We start from the raw sequence: 21,412 nt of genomic DNA, 5'->3' as shown, positions 1-21,412 counted from the left end.
CGGGTTTCGACGGGCTCAACCAGCGGGATCGGTCAGTCCGGCTCGTACCCGCCGCGCAGGCGCGTGTAGGTGCGGTACCCGGCCTTGCGCACCTTCTCGGGCACCACGCGGTAGCCGGCGCGCACCACCACGTTGCGCACCAGCTGCGGGCCCGTGAGGAAGCCCTCGGAGTGCAGGGTGCGCTGCAGCGCGAGCTCGGACGCGAGCAGTCGCCGCCCGCCGCGCCGCGCGTACGCCCCGGCGCCCACGCGGTAGAGCACCAGCGGGTCGGTGACGTTCTGCGCGACCGCGCCGCCCGCGATCATGCGGGCGAACAGCAGGTAGTCCTCCATGAGGTCCAGGTGCTCGTACCCGCCCGCCGCGGCGACGGCGGAACGCCGGTACACGACCGACGGGTGGTTGAACGGGTCGCGGAAGCGCGCCGTCGTGGCGATGTCGTCCCCGGTGGGCGGCATGCGCACCATGCCGGGCGCGGCCTCGTCCTCGTCGAACTCCTGGATGGCGGAGCCGACGATGTCGTGCCCGGCGGCGACGAGCGGCACCTGGGCGGCGAACCGCTCAGGCCGCGAGATGTCGTCCGCGTCGGCGCGCGCCACGATCTCGTGCTTGCACGCCTCGAGCCCGGCCTCCAGGGCGCGGGCCAGGCCGACGTTCCGGTCCAGCGGAACCAGCGTGACGGGGACGTCGGTGAGCTCGTGCAGCCGCGCGAGGCCGGCGGCGACGTCGTCGCCCACGGGCCCGTCGCGGACGACGACGACCTCGTCGGGCCGGAGCGTCTGGTCGCGGGTGACGGACAGGAAGCCGCGCTCGAGGTGCGCCGCGTCGTCGCCCGCGTACACGGGCAGCAGCACGGAGAACCGCTGGTCGTCGAGGGGGCCGCGGGCGACGGGCGTCCGTGCCGCCGGCGCCGAGGCGGGCGTGGCCGGACGCGACGGGCCGACATCGCCGTCGGCCGGGCCCACCTCGACCCGGGCGACGCTCAGCGCGGCCGGCCCGACGCCGGACAGCACCTCGGTGTCCGCACGGGGGCGCCGCACCATGCCGTGCCACAGCCCGCGACCGCCGGCCTTCAGCAGCGTGGCGCGGTCGGAGGAGCGCTCCACGGTGCGGGTCCAGCGACGCAGCGTCGACCCGCCGTAGAGCACGCGCTCCGACGCCGCGAGGGCCGACGAGCGCGTGAACGTCCAGACCTTGTTCCGCACCTCGTAGTAGAAGCGCGGGCCGGGGTCGTCGTCGGTGCCGACCAGGCGGGCCGTGCGGTGCTCGACGACGCTGCCCGGCACGTACAGGCCGGTGCCCCGGCGCAGCAGCCGGGTGGAGTACTCGAAGTCGTCGTTCCAGATGAAGAAGTCGCTCACCGGCAGCCCCAGGGCCCGCACGGCGCGCGCGTCGATCAGCATCGACACGAAGGACATCGACCGCACGGGCATCGCGCCGACGGCACGGGCCCGGTGCAGCTCGGCCGGCGTGGCCCCCGGCCGCGTGCGCGGCGTGTTCATGGGGTGGTCGCTGCCGTCGGTCCACACGACCCGGCTGGCCATCGCGGTCACGTCGCCGGCGTAGGCGTCGCGCGCGCCGAGCAGCGCGTCGAGGGCCGTGGGGGTGGGGATGGTGTCGTCGTCCATGACCCACACGAGGTCGGCGTCGAGGTCGGCGACGGCGGTCGCGATCCCGACGGCGAAGCCGCCGGCGCCGCCGGTGTTGCGCTTGAGCGCGACGACCTCGGGGGCGCTGGGGTGGGACCGCGCCACCTGGAGGGCGTCGTCGGTCGACGCGTTGTCGACGACGACGACGCGATCGACCGGGCGGGTCTGCGCGGCCAGCGCGTCGAGGGCCGCGCCGAGCAGCGCGGCTCTGTTGTACGACACGACGACCGCAACGACGAAGGGGGTGGACATCCCGCACATCTTAGTGGGCCGCGGGGGGTGCGAAGGTCGCCCGCCAGGTCTCCGGGTCGACCAGGCCCCCGGCGGCGGCCCGCCACCGGCCCGAGACGGCCCTCCACCGGAGAGCGAGGCGCAGGTGCGTGCCCACGGAGGCCCACGCCAGCCGCCAGAACCGGCGCCGGTCGCGGCGCAGCCAGACGCCGGAGCCGCCGTCGGAAGTCAGCACCAGCACCGAGTCGTGCCCGGGCACCTCCCACCAGGTCGCCTGCTCGCGGCGCAGGGTGGCGGCCGGGGCGTCGCCGCCCGGGGTGGGGCGGAGGTTGCGCGCCAGCCCGCTCAGCGCGAGCCGCGCCAGCGCCACGGGCGAAGACGGCCGCGGGCCCGGACCGGGGCCCGCTGCGCCGCCGGGCGCCCGGTCGAACACGGGGTCCCCGGCGCGGTGCACGGTGGTCTCGAGGTAGGCGGAGCCCACCGCGCGCGCGGCCGGGACCACCCTCTCGAGGTCGGCGTGCAGGTCGCCGGGGCCGGCGAGCACGTCGCGCAGGGCGCGCAGGTGCAGGTCGACGGCGTAGTACCGCATGCCCAGCAGGAGCTTCAGGTCGGTGGCGAGCAGCCCGGGCAGCAGCAGCCCGGCGCGCGGCCGACGGGCGTGCAGCAGGGCCGCGATCACCCGGTTGCGAACGTGCAGGTAGGCCTGCCACTCGACGGTGTCGTCCTTCTCCGTCCAGGCCACGTGCCACAGCGCCGCGCCGGGCAGCGACACCGTGTCGCGGCCGGCGTCGCGCGCCCGCAGCCCGAACTCCGCGTCGTCCCACTTGAGGAACAGCGGCAGCGACAGGCCGACGGCGCGCAGCACGTCGGTGGGCAGGAGGCACATCCACCAGCCGTTGAAGTCGCTGACGCCGCGCTCGTGCAGCCAGGGGGTGTCACGCAGCGGGCCGGCGGCGAGGTCGTGCCACTGCTGGTCGGGCCGCGGCGGGCCCCAGTTGAAGGTGCGCTCGTGCACCACCTCGCTGAACGAGTTGAGCACCGTCGGGCGGTACAGGTCGAGCATGTGCCCGCCCACGACGACGGGCGTGCGGGCGGCGCGGTGGAAGCGGATCGCCCGCAGCAGCGCCTCGGGCTCCACCTCGACGTCGTCGTCGAGGATGATCACCGCGTCCGCGTCCGGGCGGTCGAGCGCCTCGAGCATCCCCCGGGAGAAGCCGCCCGACCCGCCGAGGTTGCGCTGCTCGATCACGGTCAGCCGGTCGCCCAGGGCGGCCGCCACCTCGGCGTAGTCCGGGTGGTCGACGACGCGCCGCGTCCCCTGGTCGACGACGAGCACCGTGCCCGCCGCCTCGGCCAGCGGCGCCGAGGCCGCGATCCGCCGCAGCGTGGCGACGCAGAACTCCGGCTTGTCCATCGTGGTGATCGACAGGCACACGTCGCCGGTGCGGCGCGGGCCGACGTCCACCAGCCAGCGCGCGTCGGTGACGACGACGTCCGTGTCTCCGGCGTCCACCTCGAACCACAGCCAGCCGCCGTCGGCCATGCCCGAGACGTCGACGTCGATCACGACACTGCTGGTTGAACCTGTCGGAACCGAGGTCTCGACAGGCTCGACCGACGACGTCGAGGCCCGGGTACCGACAGGCTGAACCGGCAAAGTTTCGACAGGCTCCACCAGCGAGGTCGCGTCCGAGCGCACCAGCCGCACGGTGCCGGCGCCGGTGGCGTCGACCTCCAGACGAGCCGTCGTCACGCCCGCCCAGCGCACCCAGTACGAGGCCGGGAACGCCGAGAAGTAGGTCGCGAAACCCTGCGAGGTGCCCGCCGGGACGCGCGCCCCGTCGCCGGAGACGACCGCGGGGCCGTCCTCCACGCACAGGGCGCGGCGGTCGGACGACCCGTCGGCAGGGAGCAGGATCAGCTGCTGGGCGAGATGCACGCGCTCGACCCTAGCGCCCTCGCCGATCCTCCCTGCTGTCCTTCGCCGGTTGAGCTTGTCGAAACCACATGGGTTTCGACAAGCTCAACCAGCGGTGGTTCCGACAAGCTCAACCAGCGGTGGTTCCGACAGGCTCAACCAGCGGTGGTTTCGACAGGCTCAACCAGCGAGGGCTACCAGCGCGCAATGGAGATCTTGCTGATCCGTACCTTCTTCCCGTCGCTCACCTTGCGCAGCGTCACCGTGCCGTCGGACATGCTCGACAGCTTCACGCTGAAGATGCGGTCGCCGTCCCGCGCCCTGCCGAAGTCGAGCGTGCCGCGGACCTTCCCGCCCACCAGCACCTGGAGCTTGCCGTCGGCCGGGTTCGTCGGTCCGCGGACGATGACCCGCCGCACCTGGTTGGCGCTGCCGAGGCTGATCTTCGCGCCGCCCTTGGTCGTCTGGTACGCGTAGTCGCCGTAGTAGATCTTGTGGTGGACCTTCTTCCACCCGCTGGAGAACGACCACGACTTCGGCAGGATCGTGGTGCTCGTGCGCACGACGCTCGTCATGGGGCCGCGGTGGTACTTCGAGCTGATCGCGCGCACGGCGATCTCGCGGGACTTGCCGTAGCTCAGGTTCACCGTGATCGACCTGGCCGTGGTCTTCGACTTGAGCACGCGCCAGTAGTTGGTGCTGGGCATGTCGGAGTTCCAGTGCGCCTCGCGGTACAGCACCTGGTAGTACTTCGCGCCGGACACCTTCTTCCACTTGTACGTCGCCTTGGTGGACCACTGCACCGGCGCCTGCGAGGACGACGGCGTGTACCGGGTCGGCGCCTTCACCGCCCACCGCATCGAGCCGTACTTCTTGATCGCGGCGGCCTTGCGCGACGCCGCGCCGTTGCGCAGGGTGCCCATCTTCGCGGCGAGATATCGGCCCGGACAGGCCGTCTCGTTGGTGGTCCGGTGCATCAGCACGGTGGGCACGCGCACCGTGGTGCCGGGGTTCGCCCGCGTGCCCGAGCCGGTGCTGCCGCCCGTCATGAGGGTCGTCCTGCCCTTCGGGTTGATGTGGTACTGGTACGACTTCCACGCGATCACCTTGGCGATCCCGCTGAGGAGCGCGCTGGTGGGCCTCGCCGTCTCGAAGTTGCCCATCGCGGAGACGCCGATCGTGCCGGTGTTGTACCCGCCGGCCTGGGCGCCGATCGGGTTGTCGACGCGCGCGTCCTTGCGGCCCTGGAAGATGTTGCCGTACTTGTCGACGAGGAACTGGTACCCGATGTCCGGCCAGCCGCGGGACCTGGTGTGGTACGCGTAGATGCCGCGCACCAGGGCGGCGGACTGGCTCTCGCGATAACCGTTCGTGCCCGCGGTGTGGTGCACGTAGATCGCCTTGAGGGACTTCGACGTCTCGGGCCAGCTGCCCGACAGGGACTCGTCGGCACCCCAGCCGGACCGCGTCACGACGTGGGGCCGGATCTCGAACCCGGTGCCCGCGCTCGCCGAGGACGCCGGCCCGGTGTCGCTCCCGATGTTCGCGTCGGCGCGGGAGGTGCCCGGGTCCACCACGTCCACCTGGAGGCCCGCCGGCGGCGTACCGCTCGCGGTACGCACCCGGGCCTGGACGCCGTCGGCCCCGGTCGACACGATCGGTTCCGTCCCGGCCCGGCCGCCCTCCAGGGCGATACCGTCCAGGCCCATCGACTGCCAGTCGGTCCACAGGCCGCCCTCGCGCACGCGCACGGCCACCTCGGTCACGTCCTGCGTCGACGCGGCGTCCCAGGTGACCCCGGCGACGAGGAAGTCCTGCGTCGTGGTGCGCTCGCTCAGCGCCGCCAGGTCGCCTTCGTCCGGCGCCTCCTGCGTGGACAGCGCCTCCGCCCCGTCCCCGGGGTCCGCGCCCTCGGCCGCCTCGGCGCCCTCCGGCGCCACGTGGTCGTGCCCGACCGCGTCGTCGAGCGCACCCTTCTCGTGGCGGGCGCCGGAGTCGATGCCGTGCATCGGCACGCGCTCCACGTCGGGGGCCACCGCGTGGGCCTGAGGCACCGGGAGGGAGACGGTCGGGAGGACCACCCCCGCGAGGGCCAGCGCCACGACGGTCGTCGTCGTGACGCAGGTCCGGACCGTTCGTCGAGCCATTCCTCGAGTCGCATCCCTTGTCGCCATCGGTCGTCTCCGCTCGTCCACCATGGTCGCGCCGGGCACCTGACCCGCACGACGATAGGGAGTCCGACGCGCCCCGGCACCCCGAGGCGCAGATCCGCCGTGGCCGGGCAGCCTCCGGATGCCGGTCCCGAACCCCTGGGGCACAGTGGCCGAGGGGGTGATCACGATGAACGACGACCGCACGAGCGAAGGGGCCCGTGCCCCGAGAACACCGACGAGCCGCCGTGGCACGGCCCGCCGTGGTCCGCGCCGCCTGGTCGCGGCCGTGGTCTCGGGCCTGGTGGCGGTCAGCGGCGGGGTGGCCGTCGCGACGTCCGCACAGGCAGCGCCCCCCAGCTCGTTCACGCTGACCGGCTCGGGGTACGGCCACGGCGTCGGGATGGCGCAGTACGGCGCCTACCAGCTCGCCCGCCAGGGCAAGGCGAGCTGGGACGTCCTCAAGCACTACTACTCCGGGGCGAACGTCGCCTGGAAGACCACCACCGGCAACAACATCCTGGTGCAGGTCTACGGCAAGGACCCCGCCGGGCGGTCCGGCTACGGCGACACGAAGAAGACGACCACGGTCACGGTACGCGGCGGCAACTGGCGCCTGGGCAACGAGGACGGGAAGACCCTGGCCACCGGCTCCGGCACGGAGACCTTCGCGGTCACGGTGACGGCCGGCGGGCGTTCCCGGGTCACGGTGAACGGCAAGAAGTACTACGACCAGCTGCTGCGCATCAACTGGTCGGGAACCCGGTACTACAAGCGCACGGGGAAGGCCGCGGTCGCGTCCGTCTCAGGAGCGCACGGGACGTACAAGCACGGCCGGCTCACGACGACGGCCCGGGGCGGCGTCCCGAACATCACCAACGACGTGCTGCTCAACACCGAGTACCTGTACGGCATCGCGGAGATGCCGTCGTCGTGGGGGCTGAACAAGGGGCTGTCCGCACTGGCCGCGCAGGCGATCACCGCTCGCTCGTACGTGCTGACCAAGCCGGTGGACGCCGACTGCCGCTGCAATGTCGTCGACGACGTGCGCGACCAGTACTACTCGGGCTGGAAGAAGGAGTCCGAGGGCACGGGAGCCAAGTACGGCAAGGTCTGGAAGAAGGCCGTCGACGCCACCACGTCCAGCCGCACCCGGGCCCGCGTGCTGACCTACGGCGGCAAGGCCGTGGCGGCGCACTACTACTCGTCCAGCGGGGGGCGGACGGCGAACTCCGAGGACGTGTGGGCGTCGAGGATCGCCTACGAGCGCTCGGTCTCCGACCCGTACAGCAAGGCGGCGCCCGGCAACTCGTACGCGTCGTGGACCCGCAAGATCACCCAGGCGAAGGCCCGCGCGCTCTTCGGCCTGCCGAACGTCCAGTCCATCAAGGTGACGGCGAAGTGGTCGAGCGGTCAGGTCCGCACGCTGACGGCCACCGCGTCGAACGGCGCGAAGGCCACCCTGACGGGCAAGGCCGACGCGATGCGCTCGAAGATCGGCGCCCGCACCACGACCGGCTCCGTCCCCGCGGCCTGGATCACCAAGATCGCCGCTGGCTGAGCGCGTCGCCGGGCGCCACGAGGTACCCGTTCTCGCGTCGCGGATCACCTCCGCGGGGCCGTAGCAGCAGTCGTAGGCGACGAACGGCGTGCCCGCCGACATGTCCTCGGTGAGGGTGAGCGGCAGCCCCTCGTGCCGGGAGGTCATCGCTGCGACCCGCGCAGCCGCGAACGCGCGCAGCGGCTCCGCGGTGCGGCTCCGCGGTGCGGCTCCGCGGTGCGGCCGCGGAACGTCACCGCGTCGGCGATGCCGAGCCCGGCGGCGAGCGCCCGCAGGAGGTGGTCGAGCCGCTTCTGGGGGGTACCCGGCCACCGCCGGGGCGGCCGGCGTTCGCCGTCGTCGGCGGCGGTCAGAGCGTGCGGGCGTCGCTCTCCAGCAGCACGGGGATGCCGTCGCGCACGGGGTACGCGAGGGGCCGCTCGGGATCGGTCGAACGCAGCTCGGGCTCGCCCTGTGGCCCGACGGCGTCGACCAGCTCGGCGCCGGTCACCGGGCACCGCAGCACGCTGCGTACCCACGGGTCGAGTCCGGTGGTGGCCCTCGCCGCGCCGGTGATGCCCTCGTCCTGGGTCATGCCTGCGTCCCCTCCCGCACGAGCGACAGCACGTCGTCGCGCACCTTGATCATGATGTCCTCGTCGGCCGCCTCGACGTTGAGCCGCAGCAGGGGCTCCGTGTTGGACGCGCGCAGGTTGAACCACCACTGCGGGTGCGCGTCGTCCCAGTGCGCCACCGTCAGCCCGTCGAGCTCGTCGACGTCCGCGTCGGGGTACGACGCGCCGTAGGCCGCACGCACCCGCTCGGTCGCGGCCGCGGCGTCCGCCACGGTCGAGTTGATCTCGCCCGACGCGACGTACGGGGAGTACATCTCCGCGACCACGGACAGCGGGTGCGGCTGGCCGCCGAGCGCGGCCAGCACGTGCATCGCCGCGAGCATGCCGGTGTCGGCGAAGAAGAAGTCGCGGAAGTAGTAGTGCGCGCTGTGCTCGCCGCCGAAGACGGCGTCGTGCTGGGCCATCTGCGCCTTGATGAACGAGTGGCCCACGCGGGTGCGCACCGTCGTGGCGTCGCCAGCCCGCAGCAGGTCCGGCACGGCGCGGGAGGTGATGAGGTTGTGGATCACCGTCGGCGTGCGGCCGGCGTCGAGCTCCTTGGCCACCTCCCGCAGCCCCACCAGGGCGGTGACCGCGGACGGCGAGACGGGGTCGCCGTGCTCGTCGACGACGAAGCAGCGGTCGGCGTCGCCGTCGAAGGCGAGGCCGAGGTCGGCGTCGTGCTCGACGACGGCGGCCCGCAGGTCCTCGAGGTTCTTGGGGTCCAGCGGGTTGGCCTCGTGGTGGGGGAACGTGCCGTCGAGCTCGAAGTACAGCGGCACGATGTCGAGCGGCAGCGCGGGCAGCCCCGCCCCCGTGCCGAGCACCGCCGGGACCGTGTGGCCGGCCATGCCGTTGCCGGCGTCCACCACCACCTTCAGCGGGCGGATGCCCGACAGGTCCACCAGCCCGCGCAGGAACGCGGCGTAGTCGCCGAGCGTGTCCTGCTCGCTGGTCGAGCCTGCGCCGTCCTGAGCCTGTCGAAGGGTCGAAACCGTCCCGCTGGTTGAGCTTGTCGAAACCGTCCCGCTGGTTGAGCTTGGCGGGCCGTCCAGCAGCTCCTGCGCGAGCTCGCGGACCGCGGCGAGCCCGGTGTCCTGCCCGACGGGCCGCGCGCCCGCCCGGCACAGCTTGATGCCGTTGTAGACGGCGGGGTTGTGCGACGCCGTGAACATCGCCCCCGGGGCGTCCAGCACCCCCGACGCGTGGTAGAGCCCGTCGGTCGAGCACAAACCGATCCGCACGACGTCGACGCCCTCGCCCGTCACACCCTGGGTGAACGCCTCCACCAGGGCGGGGCCGGAGTCGCGCATGTCGTGGCCCACCACCACGCGCCGCGCCCCCTCGGGCAGCGCCACCACCCGGGCGAACGCGGCGCCGATGGCGCGCGCCACGTCGGGCGAGAGCTGGTCCGGCACGGTGCCGCGCACGTCGTACGCCTTGATGATGGTGCCCAGGTCGATCGTCACGCCCCACAGCGTACGTGCCCCTTCCGCGCTCCAGCGGGTGGATCTGCGGGTGGATCGGATCCGCGCGGGGCCCCGCCGTCGGCCCGGTGTGGAAGGCTGAGCACCGTGCCCGAGCTGTACCCGCTGGAGAACACCGTCCAGCACTCCGACTGGGGCTCGCGCACGCGCCTTCACGAGCTCCTCGACACCACGCCCGACGGCGAACCGGCCGCGGAGCTGTGGCTCGGCGCGCACCCCAGCGCCCCGTCGCGGGTGGCTCCGTCGTCGGCCGCGTCGTCATCCCCCACGTCCCTGCTGGAGCTGGTGCGCTCCGCCCCCGACGCGATGCTGGGACGGCGCGTGGCCGACGAGTACGGCCCGCGGCTGCCGTACCTGCTCAAGGTCCTGGCGGCCGACCGGGCGCTGTCCCTGCAGGTGCACCCGCGCCCGCACGCCGCGCGCGCCGGGTTCAACCGCGAGAACCGCGCCGGGCTGTCCGCGGGCGACCCCCGCCGGTCGTTCCACGACGACCAGCACAAGCCGGAGATGGTGGTCGCGCTCACCGAGTTCGACGGGCTGGCGGGATTCCGCGCGCCGCGCGCAGTCCTGGACCTCGTCGACGGGCTCGACGGCGCCCTGGTAGGCGCCGTCCGCGACCTACTCGCCGCGGACCGGTCGGCGCGCGGCGTCAAGGCGGCGTTCTCCCGCCTGGTCGCCGCGCGCCGCGACGTCGGCACGCGGCAGGACGTCGCCGCGACGGTGGCGTCCGTCGGCGCGCGCCTCGCGGGCGGTTCGCCGTCCACCCGCGCGGACGCGACCGTCCTGCAGCTCGCCGACCAGCACCCCGGCGACCCGGGCGCGCTCGCCTCGCTGCTGCTCAACCGCGTCACCCTGGACCCGGGCCAGGGCCTGTTCCTCCCCGCCGGCGAGGTGCACGCCTACCTGTCGGGTCTCGGGATCGAGATCATGGCGTCGTCGGACAACGTGCTCCGCGCCGGCCTCACCACCAAGCTGGTGGACGAGGCGGCGCTGGTCGAGTGCGCGTCCTTCGTGCCGCGCCCGCCGCAGCCGCCGCGCACCCGGACCACGGGCGCGCGGGGCCAGGTGAGTACCTACCGGGCCCCGGTGCGCGAGTTCGCGCTCTCCGTGGCCGACGTGGTCCCGGGCGAGGACGTCGACCTGCCCGGGGAGGGGCCGCGCATCGTGCTGTGCCTCGCCGGCGACCTGACCCTCACCGCCGAGCGGTGCGCCGGCCCGACGACGGTGCGCCGCGGCGGCTCCGTCTTCGTGCCGCACGCCGCCGGTGCCCTGACGCTCTCCGGCTCCGGGCACGCCGTCTGCGCCTGGGTGCCCTGACCCGCGGCTCCGCCGGTGGGCTCAGTCGCCCTCGGCGCGCAGCACGCGCAGGTGGCCGCGGCGGGCGGTCTCGGTGACCGACGTCGGCTCGCTCACCGGCTCCTGACGCACGCGGCCGGCCTCGCGGACGGCCTCCGCCAGCGCCGACAGGTCGTCGGGGGACGGCGCCGGATCCTCGAAGGCGGGGGTGAAGCGCATGACCTCCCACCCGCGGGGGGCGGTCAGCCCCTCGGCGTGCTCCGCGCACAGGTCGTAGCTGTGGGGCTCGGCGTGCTGCGCGAGCGGACCCAGCACAGCGGTCGAGTCCGCGTACACGTACGTGAGCGTCGCCACGGCGGCGCGCGAGCACGCCGTGCGCGAGCACTGCCTCACCGATCTCACGCGGGGAGACTACGCCGCAGCCGGGTACCCGCGCACGGGGCTCGCCGTGCCCCGCCGGTTGAGCTTGTCGAAACCCGGGGTTGATGGTCTCGACAAGCTCGACCGACGAACGAACATGATGTCGACAAGCTCGACCGACGAACGAACGTGGTTTCGACAAGCTCGACCGGTGGCCCCCACCGACGGACCCCCCTGGTTAGGCTCGACGGGTGCACAACCTCGCCGACCCTGAGCCCGACCCCGCCCAGCCCGACCCCGGTGGCGTGCCGACGGTCCGTCGTCGCGACCGCCGCGGCCGCGGGGTGCGGGGCCCGCTCCTGCCGCCGGGGATGCCCGCCCACCGCACGCGGGCGGAGCAGTTCGACGACCTCGTGCTGGACGTGGTCGAGCTGCTGCAGCGCCGCTGGGGCGCGCAGCTCGCGGGCGCGGAGTTCGCCGTCGAGGACGTGCCGCCGTCCGAACCGGCCCCGTGGGAGATCGAGGGCGTGCCGCTGGGTCGCTGCTTCCCCGCCGAGTCCGGCCAGGCCGCGCGCATCGTCGTGTACCGACGCCCGGTGGATTTCCGCGCGGCCGACGACGCGGACCGCGCGGACCTGGTGCGCGAGGTCGTCGTGGAGCAGGTGGCGCACCTGCTGGCACGCAGCCCGGAGGAGATCGACCCCGAGTACGGCAGCTGACCCGCCGGACGTCGGCCCGCGCCCTCAGCCCGCCGCGTCCTCAGCCCGCGGAGTCGACGGCCCGCACGTCCACGGCGCCGGGGGTCGTCACGGTTGCCGTGGGCGCGAGGGTCGCGACGAGGGAGCCCGGGGCGGCCGTCCCGTCGTCGGCGCGCAGCACCGCGGCCCACGTCACGGCGGGCTCGTCCCCCTTCGCGTCGTTCTTCGCGCCGGCCCTCGCGCCGGCCTTTGAGTCGGCCTCGCCGTCCGCGCGGTCGACGCTCACCCCCGCCGGCGTGGTGCCCGCGTCGACGACGTCGGCCATCGCGAGCGAGGTCGTGGTGCCCGCGGCGAGCTCGACGTCGCGGCTTCCGATCTCGGCGCCCGCGGCGTCGTAGGCGCGCACCGTCACGGAGGTGGACCCCTCGGGCTTCGTGTCGGCGTCGCGCACCGCCGGCACGGCTGCCAGCGTGAGCGCCGAGCGGACGCCGCCCGGCAGCCCCACCTGGCCGGCCGGGGCCCCCGCCGGCGTCGGGGCCACCGCCTGCCCGGCGGACCAGGCCACGTCGTAGGGCGTGCCGCCCACCACGGAGTCCTCGGGCTGCCGGCCCGGATGGTCGGTGCGGCTCGCCCCGACGACAGGCACGTCCGCGTCGACGACCACGGTGTACCCGCCTGCGGGCAGCCCGCCCAGCGGGACGTCGGTCACGACGCCCGCCTCCAGCTCGACCTCGTCGGCGCCGCGCAGCACCACCGCACCAGACGGCCCGTACACGCTGACCCGCGCCGTCCCGCCCTCGGTGCCGGGTGCCAGCACCCGCAGGCGCGGCGCGTGCGGGTCGTCCACCGCCTCGCCCCGGCTCAGCACGCCGCTGACGGCGAAGGACTCGCGTGGCGCGGCCGACGCCGTCAGCAGTTCCACGCCCGCCGGCAGCAGCCCGTCGATGGCCTGGCTCTGCAGGGTGGCCGTGACGCGCGCCCCCGAGGAGCGCACGTTCAGCGCGAGGCGCTCCTGCTCGGGCGCCACCGACTCGAGGCGGGTCGTGACCTGCTCGTGCGGGGCCACCGTGAACGTGCCACTGCCGCCGAGCGCCACCGGGCCGCTCGGCCCGTAGGCGTCGAGAGCCACCGTCGCCGGCCGCTCGGACGGGTTCTGCACCGTCAGCGTCGCGGTCGCACCCACCACCGTGGCGCCGCCCACCAGCCACTGGGACGTGGCGGGGGTGGTGCACGCCCCGACGCCGAGCCCGCGCAGGTCGCCCTGCGTGGTGACGGAGCCCATCGCCCCGGCCGCGCGGAACGGTTCGTCGGCCACCGGCGTCGCGCGCAGCACCCGCGTGCCGTCGACGCCCGCCTGCTGGGCCGCGGCGCCGGCGCCGGCGTCCAGCGGGGCCTCGTCCTTGCCATCGAGCGCAGTGGTGAGCGCGTCCTCCCGCGCGCCGCCGAGCACGACGGCGCCCAGCTGGCTGCGTGTCGCGACCGGCGTCGCGTCGAACTGCGAGTCCCCGACGTCGGATCCCTCCGGGAGCGCGACGGGCGTGGGGCAGACGACGGTCGCGTCCGCCGGCTGCACGCCCACCGTCCGCGTGCCCGCCGCGACGGCACGCTCCTCGGCGCCGGTCCACGACTGCGCCCACTGGTCGCCGAGCACGGCCACGGCGGCGAGGGCCGCGACGGCGACCACGCCGGTCACCGTGGCCACCGCCGCGCGCACCGCGCGCCGCACCCGCGCGCTCCGCACGTCCGTGCCCGTCCCCCCGGGATGCTCCGGCGTCACCTGCGGCGTCCTCCCGCGAGCCTCCGGCGCCTTCTCCGGCGCCTTCTCCGCGCTCATCGTCCGCGCCGCCGTCCGACGGGCAGCGCCAGCAGCACGTGCACCAGGAGCACCGCCCCCGCGAGCACGAGCCAGGCCGTGCGGTGCGACGACTCGTACCAGACCTCCAGGTGGCCGGCCGTCGGGCCGACGGCGAACGACTGCGTCCCGCCCGCGTCCGCAGCCGGGAGCCGCCGCCCGTCGAGCGTGGCGTGCCAGCCGGGGTCGGCCGTCTCGGCGAGCCGCAGCGCGCGGTCCTCGTCGCCGTCCGCCAGGCGGTCGCTCACCCGCATGCCGTCGGACGGCAGCGTGCGCACGGCGTCCTGGGGCGCGAAGTAGGGGCTCGGCGCATCGTCGCCGGTCCCGGCAGCGTCGGGGTCGCCGCGCAGCACGGTGGCCCAGCCGGGCCCCGGGCCGTCGGTCGTGACCCGCCACACCAGCGGGCCCTCCTCGGTGACGCGGGTGAGGCCCGGCACGAGGTCAAGGGTGGTGGCCAGGTCGGCGTCGCCGCCGGCCGGGACCTGCACCGCGCCGATGCCGAGCGCCGCGAGCCGGTCCGCGACATCCGTCGAGCGGCCCGTCGCCACCTCCGCCGCGACCTGGTCCAGCAGGGCCGTGTCGGCGCGCTCCGCGCCGTCCCCCTGCGGGATCAGCCCGGCGGCCCGGGCACGGACCACCGTCGACGAGTCCTCGATCCGGGTGCCGTCGGCGTGCAGCAGCGAGTAGTCGACCACCGCGGGGTCGGGGGCCCCCCGCGCGGAGCCCCCGTCGTCCGCGCCGGGCTGGACGCGATCGATCTGGAGCACCCGCGCGGACCGCGGCGGCGCCTGCATCTGGGTCCCGACGGCCGGCACGACGGGCGCCTCGGCGGCGTGCAGGTCGCCCACGCCCCCGCCGTCGGAGGACTCGAGCGCCCACGACCCGAGCTGCACCCCCGGCAGCGCGAGGGCCACGACGCCGATCGCCACGACCCCGGCGGAGCCCACCCGCCGGAGGACCCCCCGGGGCTCCTCCGTGCGCGTTCCTGCCACCGGCGTCGGCACCCGGCCCGTGCTCGGCAGCGCACACACCGCGGCCGCGCCGAGTGCGAGCAGCAGCAGCGAGAGCCCCACGCCGGGCCAGCCGGTCACGCTCGCGGCCGTACCGTCCGCCGACGTGCCGCTCGCGACCGCCGTCGCGACCGCCAGCACGGCGACGGACAGTCCCGCCGCCGCCGCGAGCCACGCGACCCGCACGCCGCGCACCCCGCGGCCTCGCACCAGCGCGACGGCGGCGAGCACGAGCACCGCCCCACCGAGCACGGCCGGGCCCACGACGCCGATCCGGCCGAAAGACCCGTCGCTGCCCAGCCACTGCCCGAACCAGGCGGTGTCGCCGGGCAGCCCCAGCAGCAGCTCGATCGCCGTGGGGGTGCCCTGCGTGACCAGCGGGGCGCCCGGCTCGGCGACCAGCAGCCGCCAGCCGCCGTCCGACCAGGTGCTCAGCACCTCGCCCCAGAACGGCAGCGGCAGCACCACGGCGGGCACCAGCACGAGGAGCAGGGAGCGCCACGACCGCGGCACCGCCAGCGCGGCGACGACGATCAGCACGACCGCCACGGGCAGCAGCACCGGGGCCGCGCACACCGCGACGGCGAGCAGCAGCCCGGCCGCGCCGGCGGCGCCGAGCGACCCCCGACGTCGGAGCGGATGGTGCGCGACGTCCCGTGCGTGCGCCCCCACCGTGTGCAGCACGGCGACGAGCACCCACGGAAGGACCAGGTGTGCGACGACCGCGCCCAGCCGGCCGGAGCCCAGCGACGCGAGGAAGCCCGGCGCCGCCGCCCAGACGAGCGCGCCCACGGCCCGCACCACGACCGAGCGGGTCAGGCTCCCGGTGGCGTACCAGCCGGCGAGCGCGGCCAGCGGCAGTGCCACGACGACGAGTGCGTTCACCGCCGTCTGCAGCCCGCCGCCGACCAGCCCGGCGAGCGCCGCGAGCGGCAGGAGCAGCGGGTCGGCGGGCGCGCGGGCGCCGAGCCCGTCCCGCACCCACCCCGATGTGGCGGCCTCCCAGACGTCGCCGACGGTGCCGGGCGCCGGCAGGAGCCCCCCGCCCACGACCCGGCCGCCGTCGGCGAGCACCCCCTGCCACGGCCCGAAAAGCACGACGTCGAGCGCCACCACCGCCACCATGACGACCGCCAGCACGGAGCGTCGCGTCCGCCCGAGACGCCGCAGGTCGGCACGTTCCAGCTCGCTGGGCGCCCACCGCGCGCGCTGCGCCTCGGCGCGCGCGAGGCGTGCGTCCCGGCGCTCGGCCAGCACCTGCCGCCACGTGCCGCGCAGCGGGGCCAGTACCCGCCGGGGAAGCCGCCGCGAGCGGGTCGCCCGCCGCCGGGCCCGGTACAGGGGCACCAGGCGCAGCGCAGTGACCACGGCCGCGACGATCTCGTCCCGCGCGTGCGCCGGCCGCTTGAGCGCGAGCCGGTACATCGCCGCGAACGGCGCCCACAGGATCACCCCGAACCAGGCGAGCGGCAGCAGGGGCAGCGGCGCCTCGACCAGCCGCAGGTAGAGCTGGCTGCGACGGCGGCCGTAGCGCGACGCCTCGAGGTCGGGGGTGGCCGTCGGCCTGCCGCGCAGCCCCAGCAGCGACGCCTGCACGTGCCGCACCACGGCGTCGGGCACGACGACCACGCGGTGGCCCGCGAGCCGCGCGCGGCGGCACAGGTCCAGGCCGTCACCGAACGGGCCGAGCTCCGGGTCGGTGCCGCCCAGCTCGACCCACACGTGCGCCCGCACGAGCGCGCCGGCCAGGCCCACGGCGAGCACGTCCTCCCGCGCGTCGTGCTGCCCCTGGTCGATCTCGGTGTCGTCGACTCCGGTCATCCGGCGCCCGAGCGGCGAGACCGTGCTCCCGACCTCGATCAGCATGCTGCCGTCCGACGCGGGCGCCGGGGTGCCGTCGGGGGCCGTCCCCCAGCGCCGCTGCTTGCAGCCCGCGACGGCCACCGCGCTCGAGTGCTCCACGGCGCGCAACAGCCGGGCCAGGGCGTCGGGCTCGGGGGCGGAGTCGTCGTGCAGGATCCAGAGCCACCCGGTCTCCGGGACGCCCACCGCCTCGTTCGCCCGGTCGACGGCGTCGCCGAGGCTCCGGGCGCCCGCCGCCGCCACGAACCGCGCGCCGCCGAGGCGTAGGTCGGGGTGGGCGGTGGACTCGGAGGCCCCGACGTCCACGACGAAGACGTCGTCCGCGGCGCGCTCCTGGTGCGCGAGGGCGTCGAGCGTGGCGTCGAGGTAGGGGGTGCGGCCGTGGGTGACGACGACGGCCGTCACGCTGACCACCAGGGGGACGGCGCCCGTGCCGTCCAGCCTCTCGCCGGTGGTGGTCGAGGGCGCGGCGGCGGAGGTCGCGCCCGGGGGTGCGACCTCACCGCCGGGGCGGACTCGGGTCGGGTGCGGAGCAGTCATCCTGCCCGCCATGATGCGACGGGCCCCGACCACGTCGTGGGATATCCGGCCCGTGCGTGTCGGGCCGGATATCCACCGCTCAGACGGCGCGGCGCTTCAGCTTGCGACGCTCTCGTTCCGAGAGCCCGCCCCAGATCCCGAATCGTTCGTCGTTCTCGAGCGCATAGCCCAGGCACTCGGCCCGGACCTCGCACGACGCGCAGACCTTCTTCGCGTCGCGGGTGGACCCGCCCTTCTCCGGAAAGAAGGCCTCCGGGTCCGTCTGGGCGCACAGGGCTCGTTCCTGCCACCCCAGGAGAGTCTCGTCGTCGACCACCGCACCGTCGCCGAACAGCGGCAGCACAGGCGCCACGCGCTCGGGCTCACGGACGACGTCAGACGGGAAGACCCCCCGGTCCCCATCCAGCAAGTTCCACATGGCGTGCCCCTCCATGCCGTTCTTTTTACGGAAACTGCATACCTGGAATTACACGCGTGTCCTTCGGAACCGTCAAGTCGAAATGTGCTAGTGATCTCGATCTCCACCGGCCATTCACATGCCCTCGACCCCGGTGTCGGGACCGACGAGGCCGGCCCCTCGTAGGCTGACCTGCGTGAACTCTCTTTCTGCCGTCCACCCGGCACCCCGAACGATCCCGCAGATACTCGATCTGATCGTCTCGGACCCGGGGCGTCCGCGTCTCACGTGGTATGGGGACGGCGGGGAGCGCATCGAGCTCTCGGGCGCCGTGCTGCAGAACTGGGTCAGCAAGACGGTCAACCTCCTCGTGGAGGAGTTCGACGCCGCACCGGGGACGATCGTGACTCTCGACCTGCCCGTGCACTGGCGCGGCGTGGTGTGGGCGGTCGCCGCGTGGCGCAGCGGCACGACCGTCCGCACCGCGGGTGCCGCGCCGGAGCCCGGCGCCGACGTCGTTGTCACGTCCCGGCCGGCGGCGTGGGCCGACGTCCTGACGACGCCCGGGGCGGCCGACCTCGTGGCCGTGGCCCTGCCCGCGCTCGCCCGGTCCTTCGACGGCGAGCTGCCCCCCGGCGCGGTCGACGCCGCGTCGGCCGTCATGACCTACGGCGACGTCATCGGCTGGGCGCCGGAGGCGGATCCGTCGGGGACGGCCCTCATGGCAGCGGGCGACGCACCCGACACCTCGGCCGTGTCCTACGCAGACCTCGTCCCCGCGCCGGGGGCCGCGGGCGCGCGGGTGCTCGTCGACGGCGGCCGGCCGGTCGGCGAGGTGCTGCGGGAGCTCCTGGCCATCTGGGCCGCCGACGGCTCCGTCGTGCTGACGTCCGTGGGCGCCGCCGCCGAGCTGGCCGCCGACCCGGCGCGGCTCGCCCGGCTGTGCGACAGCGAGCGGATCACCGTCTCCGCCGGTTGAGCTTGTCGGAGCCCAGACGGCGCCGTGGGTTTCGACAGGCTCGACCAGCGGCAGTGAGTTCACCCGGCCGATGACTCGCGATTGCGACACAATCAACAGCCATGCGCGGCATCATCCTGGCCGGCGGGTCCGGCACCCGGCTCCACCCGATCACCATCGGCGTGAGCAAACAGCTCGTGCCCGTCTATGACAAGCCGATGATCTACTACCCGCTGTCGACGCTGATCCTCGCGGGCATCCGGGACATCCTGGTCATCACCACCCCGCACGACGCCGAGCAGTTCCGCCGCCTGCTGGGCGACGGATCCCAGTTCGGCGTGTCGATCGAGTACACCGAGCAGCAGCAGCCCAACGGCCTCGCCCAGGCCTTCGTGCTCGGCGAACGGTTCGTCGGCAGCGACGAGGTCGCGCTCGTGCTCGGCGACAACATCTTCTACGGGCCCGGCCTCGGCCGGCAGCTCACGCGCTTCCACGATCTCGTCGGCGGGGCCGTCTTCGCGTACCGGGTCGCGGACCCGACGGCGTACGGCGTCGTCGAGTTCGACGAGCACGGGCACGCTCTCTCCCTGGAGGAGAAGCCGCGCGAGCCGCGGTCCAGCTACGCGGTGCCCGGCCTGTACTTCTACGACAACGACGTCGTGGAGATCGCCAAGGCGCTGCGGCCGTCGACCCGCGGCGAGTACGAGATCACCGACGTCAACCGCGAGTACCTGCGCCGCGGCACCCTGCAGGTCGAGGTGCTCCCCCGTGGCACGGCCTGGCTCGACACGGGCACGTTCGACTCCCTGCTGGAGGCGTCCGACTACGTGCGCACCATCGAGCGGCGCCAAGGCCTGAAGATCGGCGCGCCCGAGGAGGTGGCCTGGCGCCGGGGGTTCCTCAGCGACGACGAGCTGCACGTCCGCGCCGAGAAGCTCGTGAAGTCCGGCTACGGCACGTACCTCCTGGGCCTGCTCGGCGCCGGTTGAGCCTGCCGTTCGCCGCCGTGGCGACGCACGAGACGGGCGGGGCGGGTTGTCTCGTCCCGAGGCTGGTCGGGCCTGGCGGGAGCAGAGCGAGGGACGAGCGATGCGGATGGCGCGCCTCGGGACGAGACAACCCAACCCGCCCGCCGGTTCCACCGTCAGGTCCGCGGCGCGCTCCCCCACGCGACGAGCCCGGTGCCGGTGTGCGGGAACGCGCGCTGCGCCATGCGGAACGGCCAGGTCGCGGCCCGGACTAGCGTCCCCTGAGCGGCCGTCGTCGGCTGGAAGAGGCGGCCGCTGCGGGCGGTGCGGTCGGCGGTGCTGCCCTCCTCCCGCAGGCCCGGGCGGCGCCGGGCGATCTGGTTGCGGGCGGCCTCGAGGGCGTAGCCCAGGGGCATGCCGTACAGGCGCAGGCCGACGTCGGTCAGCCCGGCCGACACCAGCAGCGCGGCGAGCGCGGGCGGGTCGTAGCGGCGGAAGTGCCCCACGGCCTCGTCCATGGGCCCGTACCGGGCCTGCCAGGCGGGCGTCGAGACGAGGAGCATGCCGCCCGGCCGGAGCCGGGAGACCCACTCGCGCAGCGCCGCGGCGTCGTCCTCGATGTGCTCGATCACCTCGAAGGCGCAGACCAGGTCGAACCGCTCCGCGGCCGGCAGGGTGTCGAGCGGGCCCTGCACGACCGCGCCCGGCACCCCCGCGTCCGCGAGCCGCTGCTCCGCCGTGCGGGCACTCACGCCGTCGAGCTCGACCCCCGTGTAGCCGGCCGCGCGCGCCGCGAGCCGCACGGCCGCGGCGCCCTGCCCGCACCCGACCTCGAGCACACGGCCGGGCGCCGCGGGGAGCCGCTCCTCCACGACGTCCCAGCGCAGGCTGCCGTAGAGCGTGAGCGGGGGCGGCGGGGTGGTGGCTGCTGGCACGGGCGCTCCTTGTGGTTCGACGACGGGCTCGACGGGGTTGCGCGGTTCAGCCTGCCAGCACCTCGTCCGCGGCCGCGTCCCACCGCGCGGCCCAGTCGCCGATCGGCTCCACGCCGACGGCCCGCAGGGCGTCGTGGCCGAGCACCGAGTACGCCGGCCGGGGCGCGGGGCGCACGAACGCCTCGCTCGTGGTGGGCCCCACCCGCACCTGCGCGCCCGTCGCGGCGACGATGCGCTGCGTGAAGCCGAACCACGTCGTCCGTCCGCCGGCGGTGCCGTGGTACGTGCCCGCCGGGGCCTGCGCCTCGACCAACCGCACGATCAGGTCGGCGAGGTCGCGGGTCCAGGTGGGCTGGCCGCTCTGGTCGTCGACGACGGACAGCTCGTCCCGCTCGCCCGCGAGGCGCGCCATGGTCCTCGGGAAGCACCCGCCGTGCGCCCCGTACAGCCACGCGGTACGCACGACGAGGTGGTCGGGCGCCTCGGCCGCCACCGCCCACTCCCCCGCCGCCTTGGTGCGGCCGTAGGCCGAGGTCGGGGCCAGCGCGGCGTCCTCGGCGTACGGGGCGACCGCGCGGCCGTCGAAGACGTAGTCGGTGGACACGTGCACGATCCGCGCGCCCGCAGCGTCGGCAGCACGGGCGAGGTTCGCGGCGCCGACGGCGTTCACACGGAACGCTTCGGGCTCGTGGGACTCGGCGTCGTCCACCGCCGTCCACGCCGCGCAGTTGACCACCACGTCCACGTCGCGCACGACGGCAGACACCGCCGCCGGGTCGGTGATGTCCAGGTCGGCCCGGCGGGCCGCGACGACCGGCGCGTCCGCGGCGCGCAGCAGGTCGAGGAGGTCGTGGGCGAGCATCCCGCCCGCGCCGACGACCAACCAGCGCAGGTCGCGGGCCCGGGCGGTCGACGCCTCCCGCCGTGCTGCGGCGGGCGAGCGTGCGTCG

Annotated in this window: 16 protein-coding genes and 1 pseudogene; 5 read left to right on the top strand and 12 right to left on the bottom strand. The window is 74.9% G+C overall.

From position 1 onward, the window contains the following. Positions 1–32: 32 nt before the first annotated feature. The 3 genes from AC1C2W_RS02565 to AC1C2W_RS02555 form a co-directional block, all read right to left on the bottom strand. Entirely contained in the window at positions 33–1,898 is a 1,866-nt protein-coding gene (locus tag AC1C2W_RS02565; RefSeq protein ID WP_495412286.1) for a glycosyltransferase, read from the bottom strand. 10 nt (positions 1,899–1,908) lie between these two features. Continuing rightward, positions 1,909–3,816 carry a glycosyltransferase gene (locus AC1C2W_RS02560; RefSeq protein ID WP_495412285.1) on the bottom strand — a complete coding sequence of 636 codons (1,908 nt, stop codon included), beginning with the start codon at positions 3,814–3,816 and terminating at the stop codon, positions 1,909–1,911. A 173-nt stretch (positions 3,817–3,989) separates the two neighbouring features. Next, entirely contained in the window at positions 3,990–5,942 is a 1,953-nt protein-coding gene (locus tag AC1C2W_RS02555) for a peptidoglycan recognition protein family protein (RefSeq protein WP_495387937.1), read from the bottom strand. A gap of 193 nt (positions 5,943–6,135) precedes the next feature. On the opposite strand from AC1C2W_RS02555, the gene AC1C2W_RS02550 reads away from it, so the two are divergent. Next, positions 6,136–7,506 carry a SpoIID/LytB domain-containing protein gene (locus tag AC1C2W_RS02550; protein WP_495412344.1) on the top strand — a complete coding sequence of 457 codons (1,371 nt, stop codon included), beginning with the start codon at positions 6,136–6,138 and terminating at the stop codon, positions 7,504–7,506. A gap of 30 nt (positions 7,507–7,536) precedes the next feature. Here the strand turns inward: AC1C2W_RS02550 and AC1C2W_RS02545 are convergent. The 3 genes and pseudogenes from AC1C2W_RS02545 to AC1C2W_RS02535 all read right to left on the bottom strand — a co-directional run. Then, a pseudogene (locus AC1C2W_RS02545) lies at positions 7,537–7,818 on the bottom strand (glycosyltransferase); the annotation flags it as partial. A gap of 37 nt (positions 7,819–7,855) precedes the next feature. Next, a complete protein-coding gene (locus tag AC1C2W_RS02540; RefSeq protein WP_495412284.1) occupies positions 7,856–8,080 on the bottom strand; it encodes a Trm112 family protein in 225 nt (74 codons plus the stop codon). Beyond that, complete coding sequence (locus AC1C2W_RS02535) at positions 8,077–9,567, bottom strand: phosphomannomutase/phosphoglucomutase (protein WP_495412283.1); 1,491 nt, start codon at positions 9,565–9,567, stop codon at positions 8,077–8,079. The genes AC1C2W_RS02540 and AC1C2W_RS02535 overlap by 4 nt, the downstream gene beginning before the upstream one ends. 105 nt (positions 9,568–9,672) lie before the next feature. Between AC1C2W_RS02535 and manA the strand changes: the two genes are divergently transcribed. Further along, positions 9,673–10,902 (top strand): mannose-6-phosphate isomerase, class I, encoded by a 1,230-nt coding sequence (gene manA, locus AC1C2W_RS02530; protein ID WP_495412282.1) that lies wholly within the window; start codon positions 9,673–9,675, stop codon positions 10,900–10,902. 21 nt (positions 10,903–10,923) lie between these two features. Here manA and AC1C2W_RS02525 read toward each other — a convergent pair whose 3' ends face one another. Continuing rightward, the gene (locus AC1C2W_RS02525) at positions 10,924–11,283 is read right to left on the bottom strand and encodes a DUF3499 domain-containing protein (protein WP_495387942.1); all 360 of its coding nucleotides are present in this window, start codon (positions 11,281–11,283) and stop codon (positions 10,924–10,926) included. A gap of 209 nt (positions 11,284–11,492) precedes the next feature. On the opposite strand from AC1C2W_RS02525, the gene AC1C2W_RS02520 reads away from it, so the two are divergent. Then, positions 11,493–11,960, top strand: a complete 468-nt coding sequence (locus AC1C2W_RS02520; protein ID WP_495412281.1) for a metallopeptidase family protein — start codon at positions 11,493–11,495, stop codon at positions 11,958–11,960. Between the two features lie 40 nt (positions 11,961–12,000). On the opposite strand, the gene AC1C2W_RS02515 is transcribed toward AC1C2W_RS02520, so the two are convergent. The 3 genes from AC1C2W_RS02515 to AC1C2W_RS02505 form a co-directional block, all read right to left on the bottom strand. Beyond that, positions 12,001–13,773 (bottom strand): DUF5719 family protein, encoded by a 1,773-nt coding sequence (locus AC1C2W_RS02515; protein ID WP_495412280.1) that lies wholly within the window; start codon positions 13,771–13,773, stop codon positions 12,001–12,003. After that, positions 13,770–17,204 carry a glycosyltransferase gene (locus AC1C2W_RS02510; protein WP_495412279.1) on the bottom strand — a complete coding sequence of 1,145 codons (3,435 nt, stop codon included), beginning with the start codon at positions 17,202–17,204 and terminating at the stop codon, positions 13,770–13,772. The genes AC1C2W_RS02515 and AC1C2W_RS02510 overlap by 4 nt, the downstream gene beginning before the upstream one ends. Positions 17,205–17,283: 79 nt before the next feature. Continuing rightward, positions 17,284–17,622 (bottom strand): WhiB family transcriptional regulator, encoded by a 339-nt coding sequence (locus tag AC1C2W_RS02505; protein ID WP_495387946.1) that lies wholly within the window; start codon positions 17,620–17,622, stop codon positions 17,284–17,286. A 175-nt stretch (positions 17,623–17,797) separates the two neighbouring features. On the opposite strand from AC1C2W_RS02505, the gene AC1C2W_RS02500 reads away from it, so the two are divergent. Both AC1C2W_RS02500 and rfbA read left to right on the top strand, forming a co-directional pair. Then, the gene (locus AC1C2W_RS02500) at positions 17,798–18,580 is read left to right on the top strand and encodes a TIGR03089 family protein (RefSeq protein WP_495387947.1); all 783 of its coding nucleotides are present in this window, start codon (positions 17,798–17,800) and stop codon (positions 18,578–18,580) included. A 101-nt stretch (positions 18,581–18,681) separates the two neighbouring features. Then, positions 18,682–19,548, top strand: a complete 867-nt coding sequence (gene rfbA / locus AC1C2W_RS02495; protein WP_495387948.1) for a glucose-1-phosphate thymidylyltransferase RfbA — start codon at positions 18,682–18,684, stop codon at positions 19,546–19,548. 155 nt (positions 19,549–19,703) lie between these two features. Here rfbA and AC1C2W_RS02490 read toward each other — a convergent pair whose 3' ends face one another. Then, entirely contained in the window at positions 19,704–20,462 is a 759-nt protein-coding gene (locus AC1C2W_RS02490; RefSeq protein ID WP_495387949.1) for a class I SAM-dependent methyltransferase, read from the bottom strand. 46 nt (positions 20,463–20,508) lie between these two features. Then, complete coding sequence (gene rfbD / locus AC1C2W_RS02485; protein WP_495388435.1) at positions 20,509–21,354, bottom strand: dTDP-4-dehydrorhamnose reductase; 846 nt, start codon at positions 21,352–21,354, stop codon at positions 20,509–20,511. Positions 21,355–21,412 lie beyond the last annotated feature (58 nt).

The organism is Isoptericola sp. Y581 (assembly GCF_059445475.1).
This window is presented reverse-complemented; position numbering and strand designations above follow the sequence as displayed.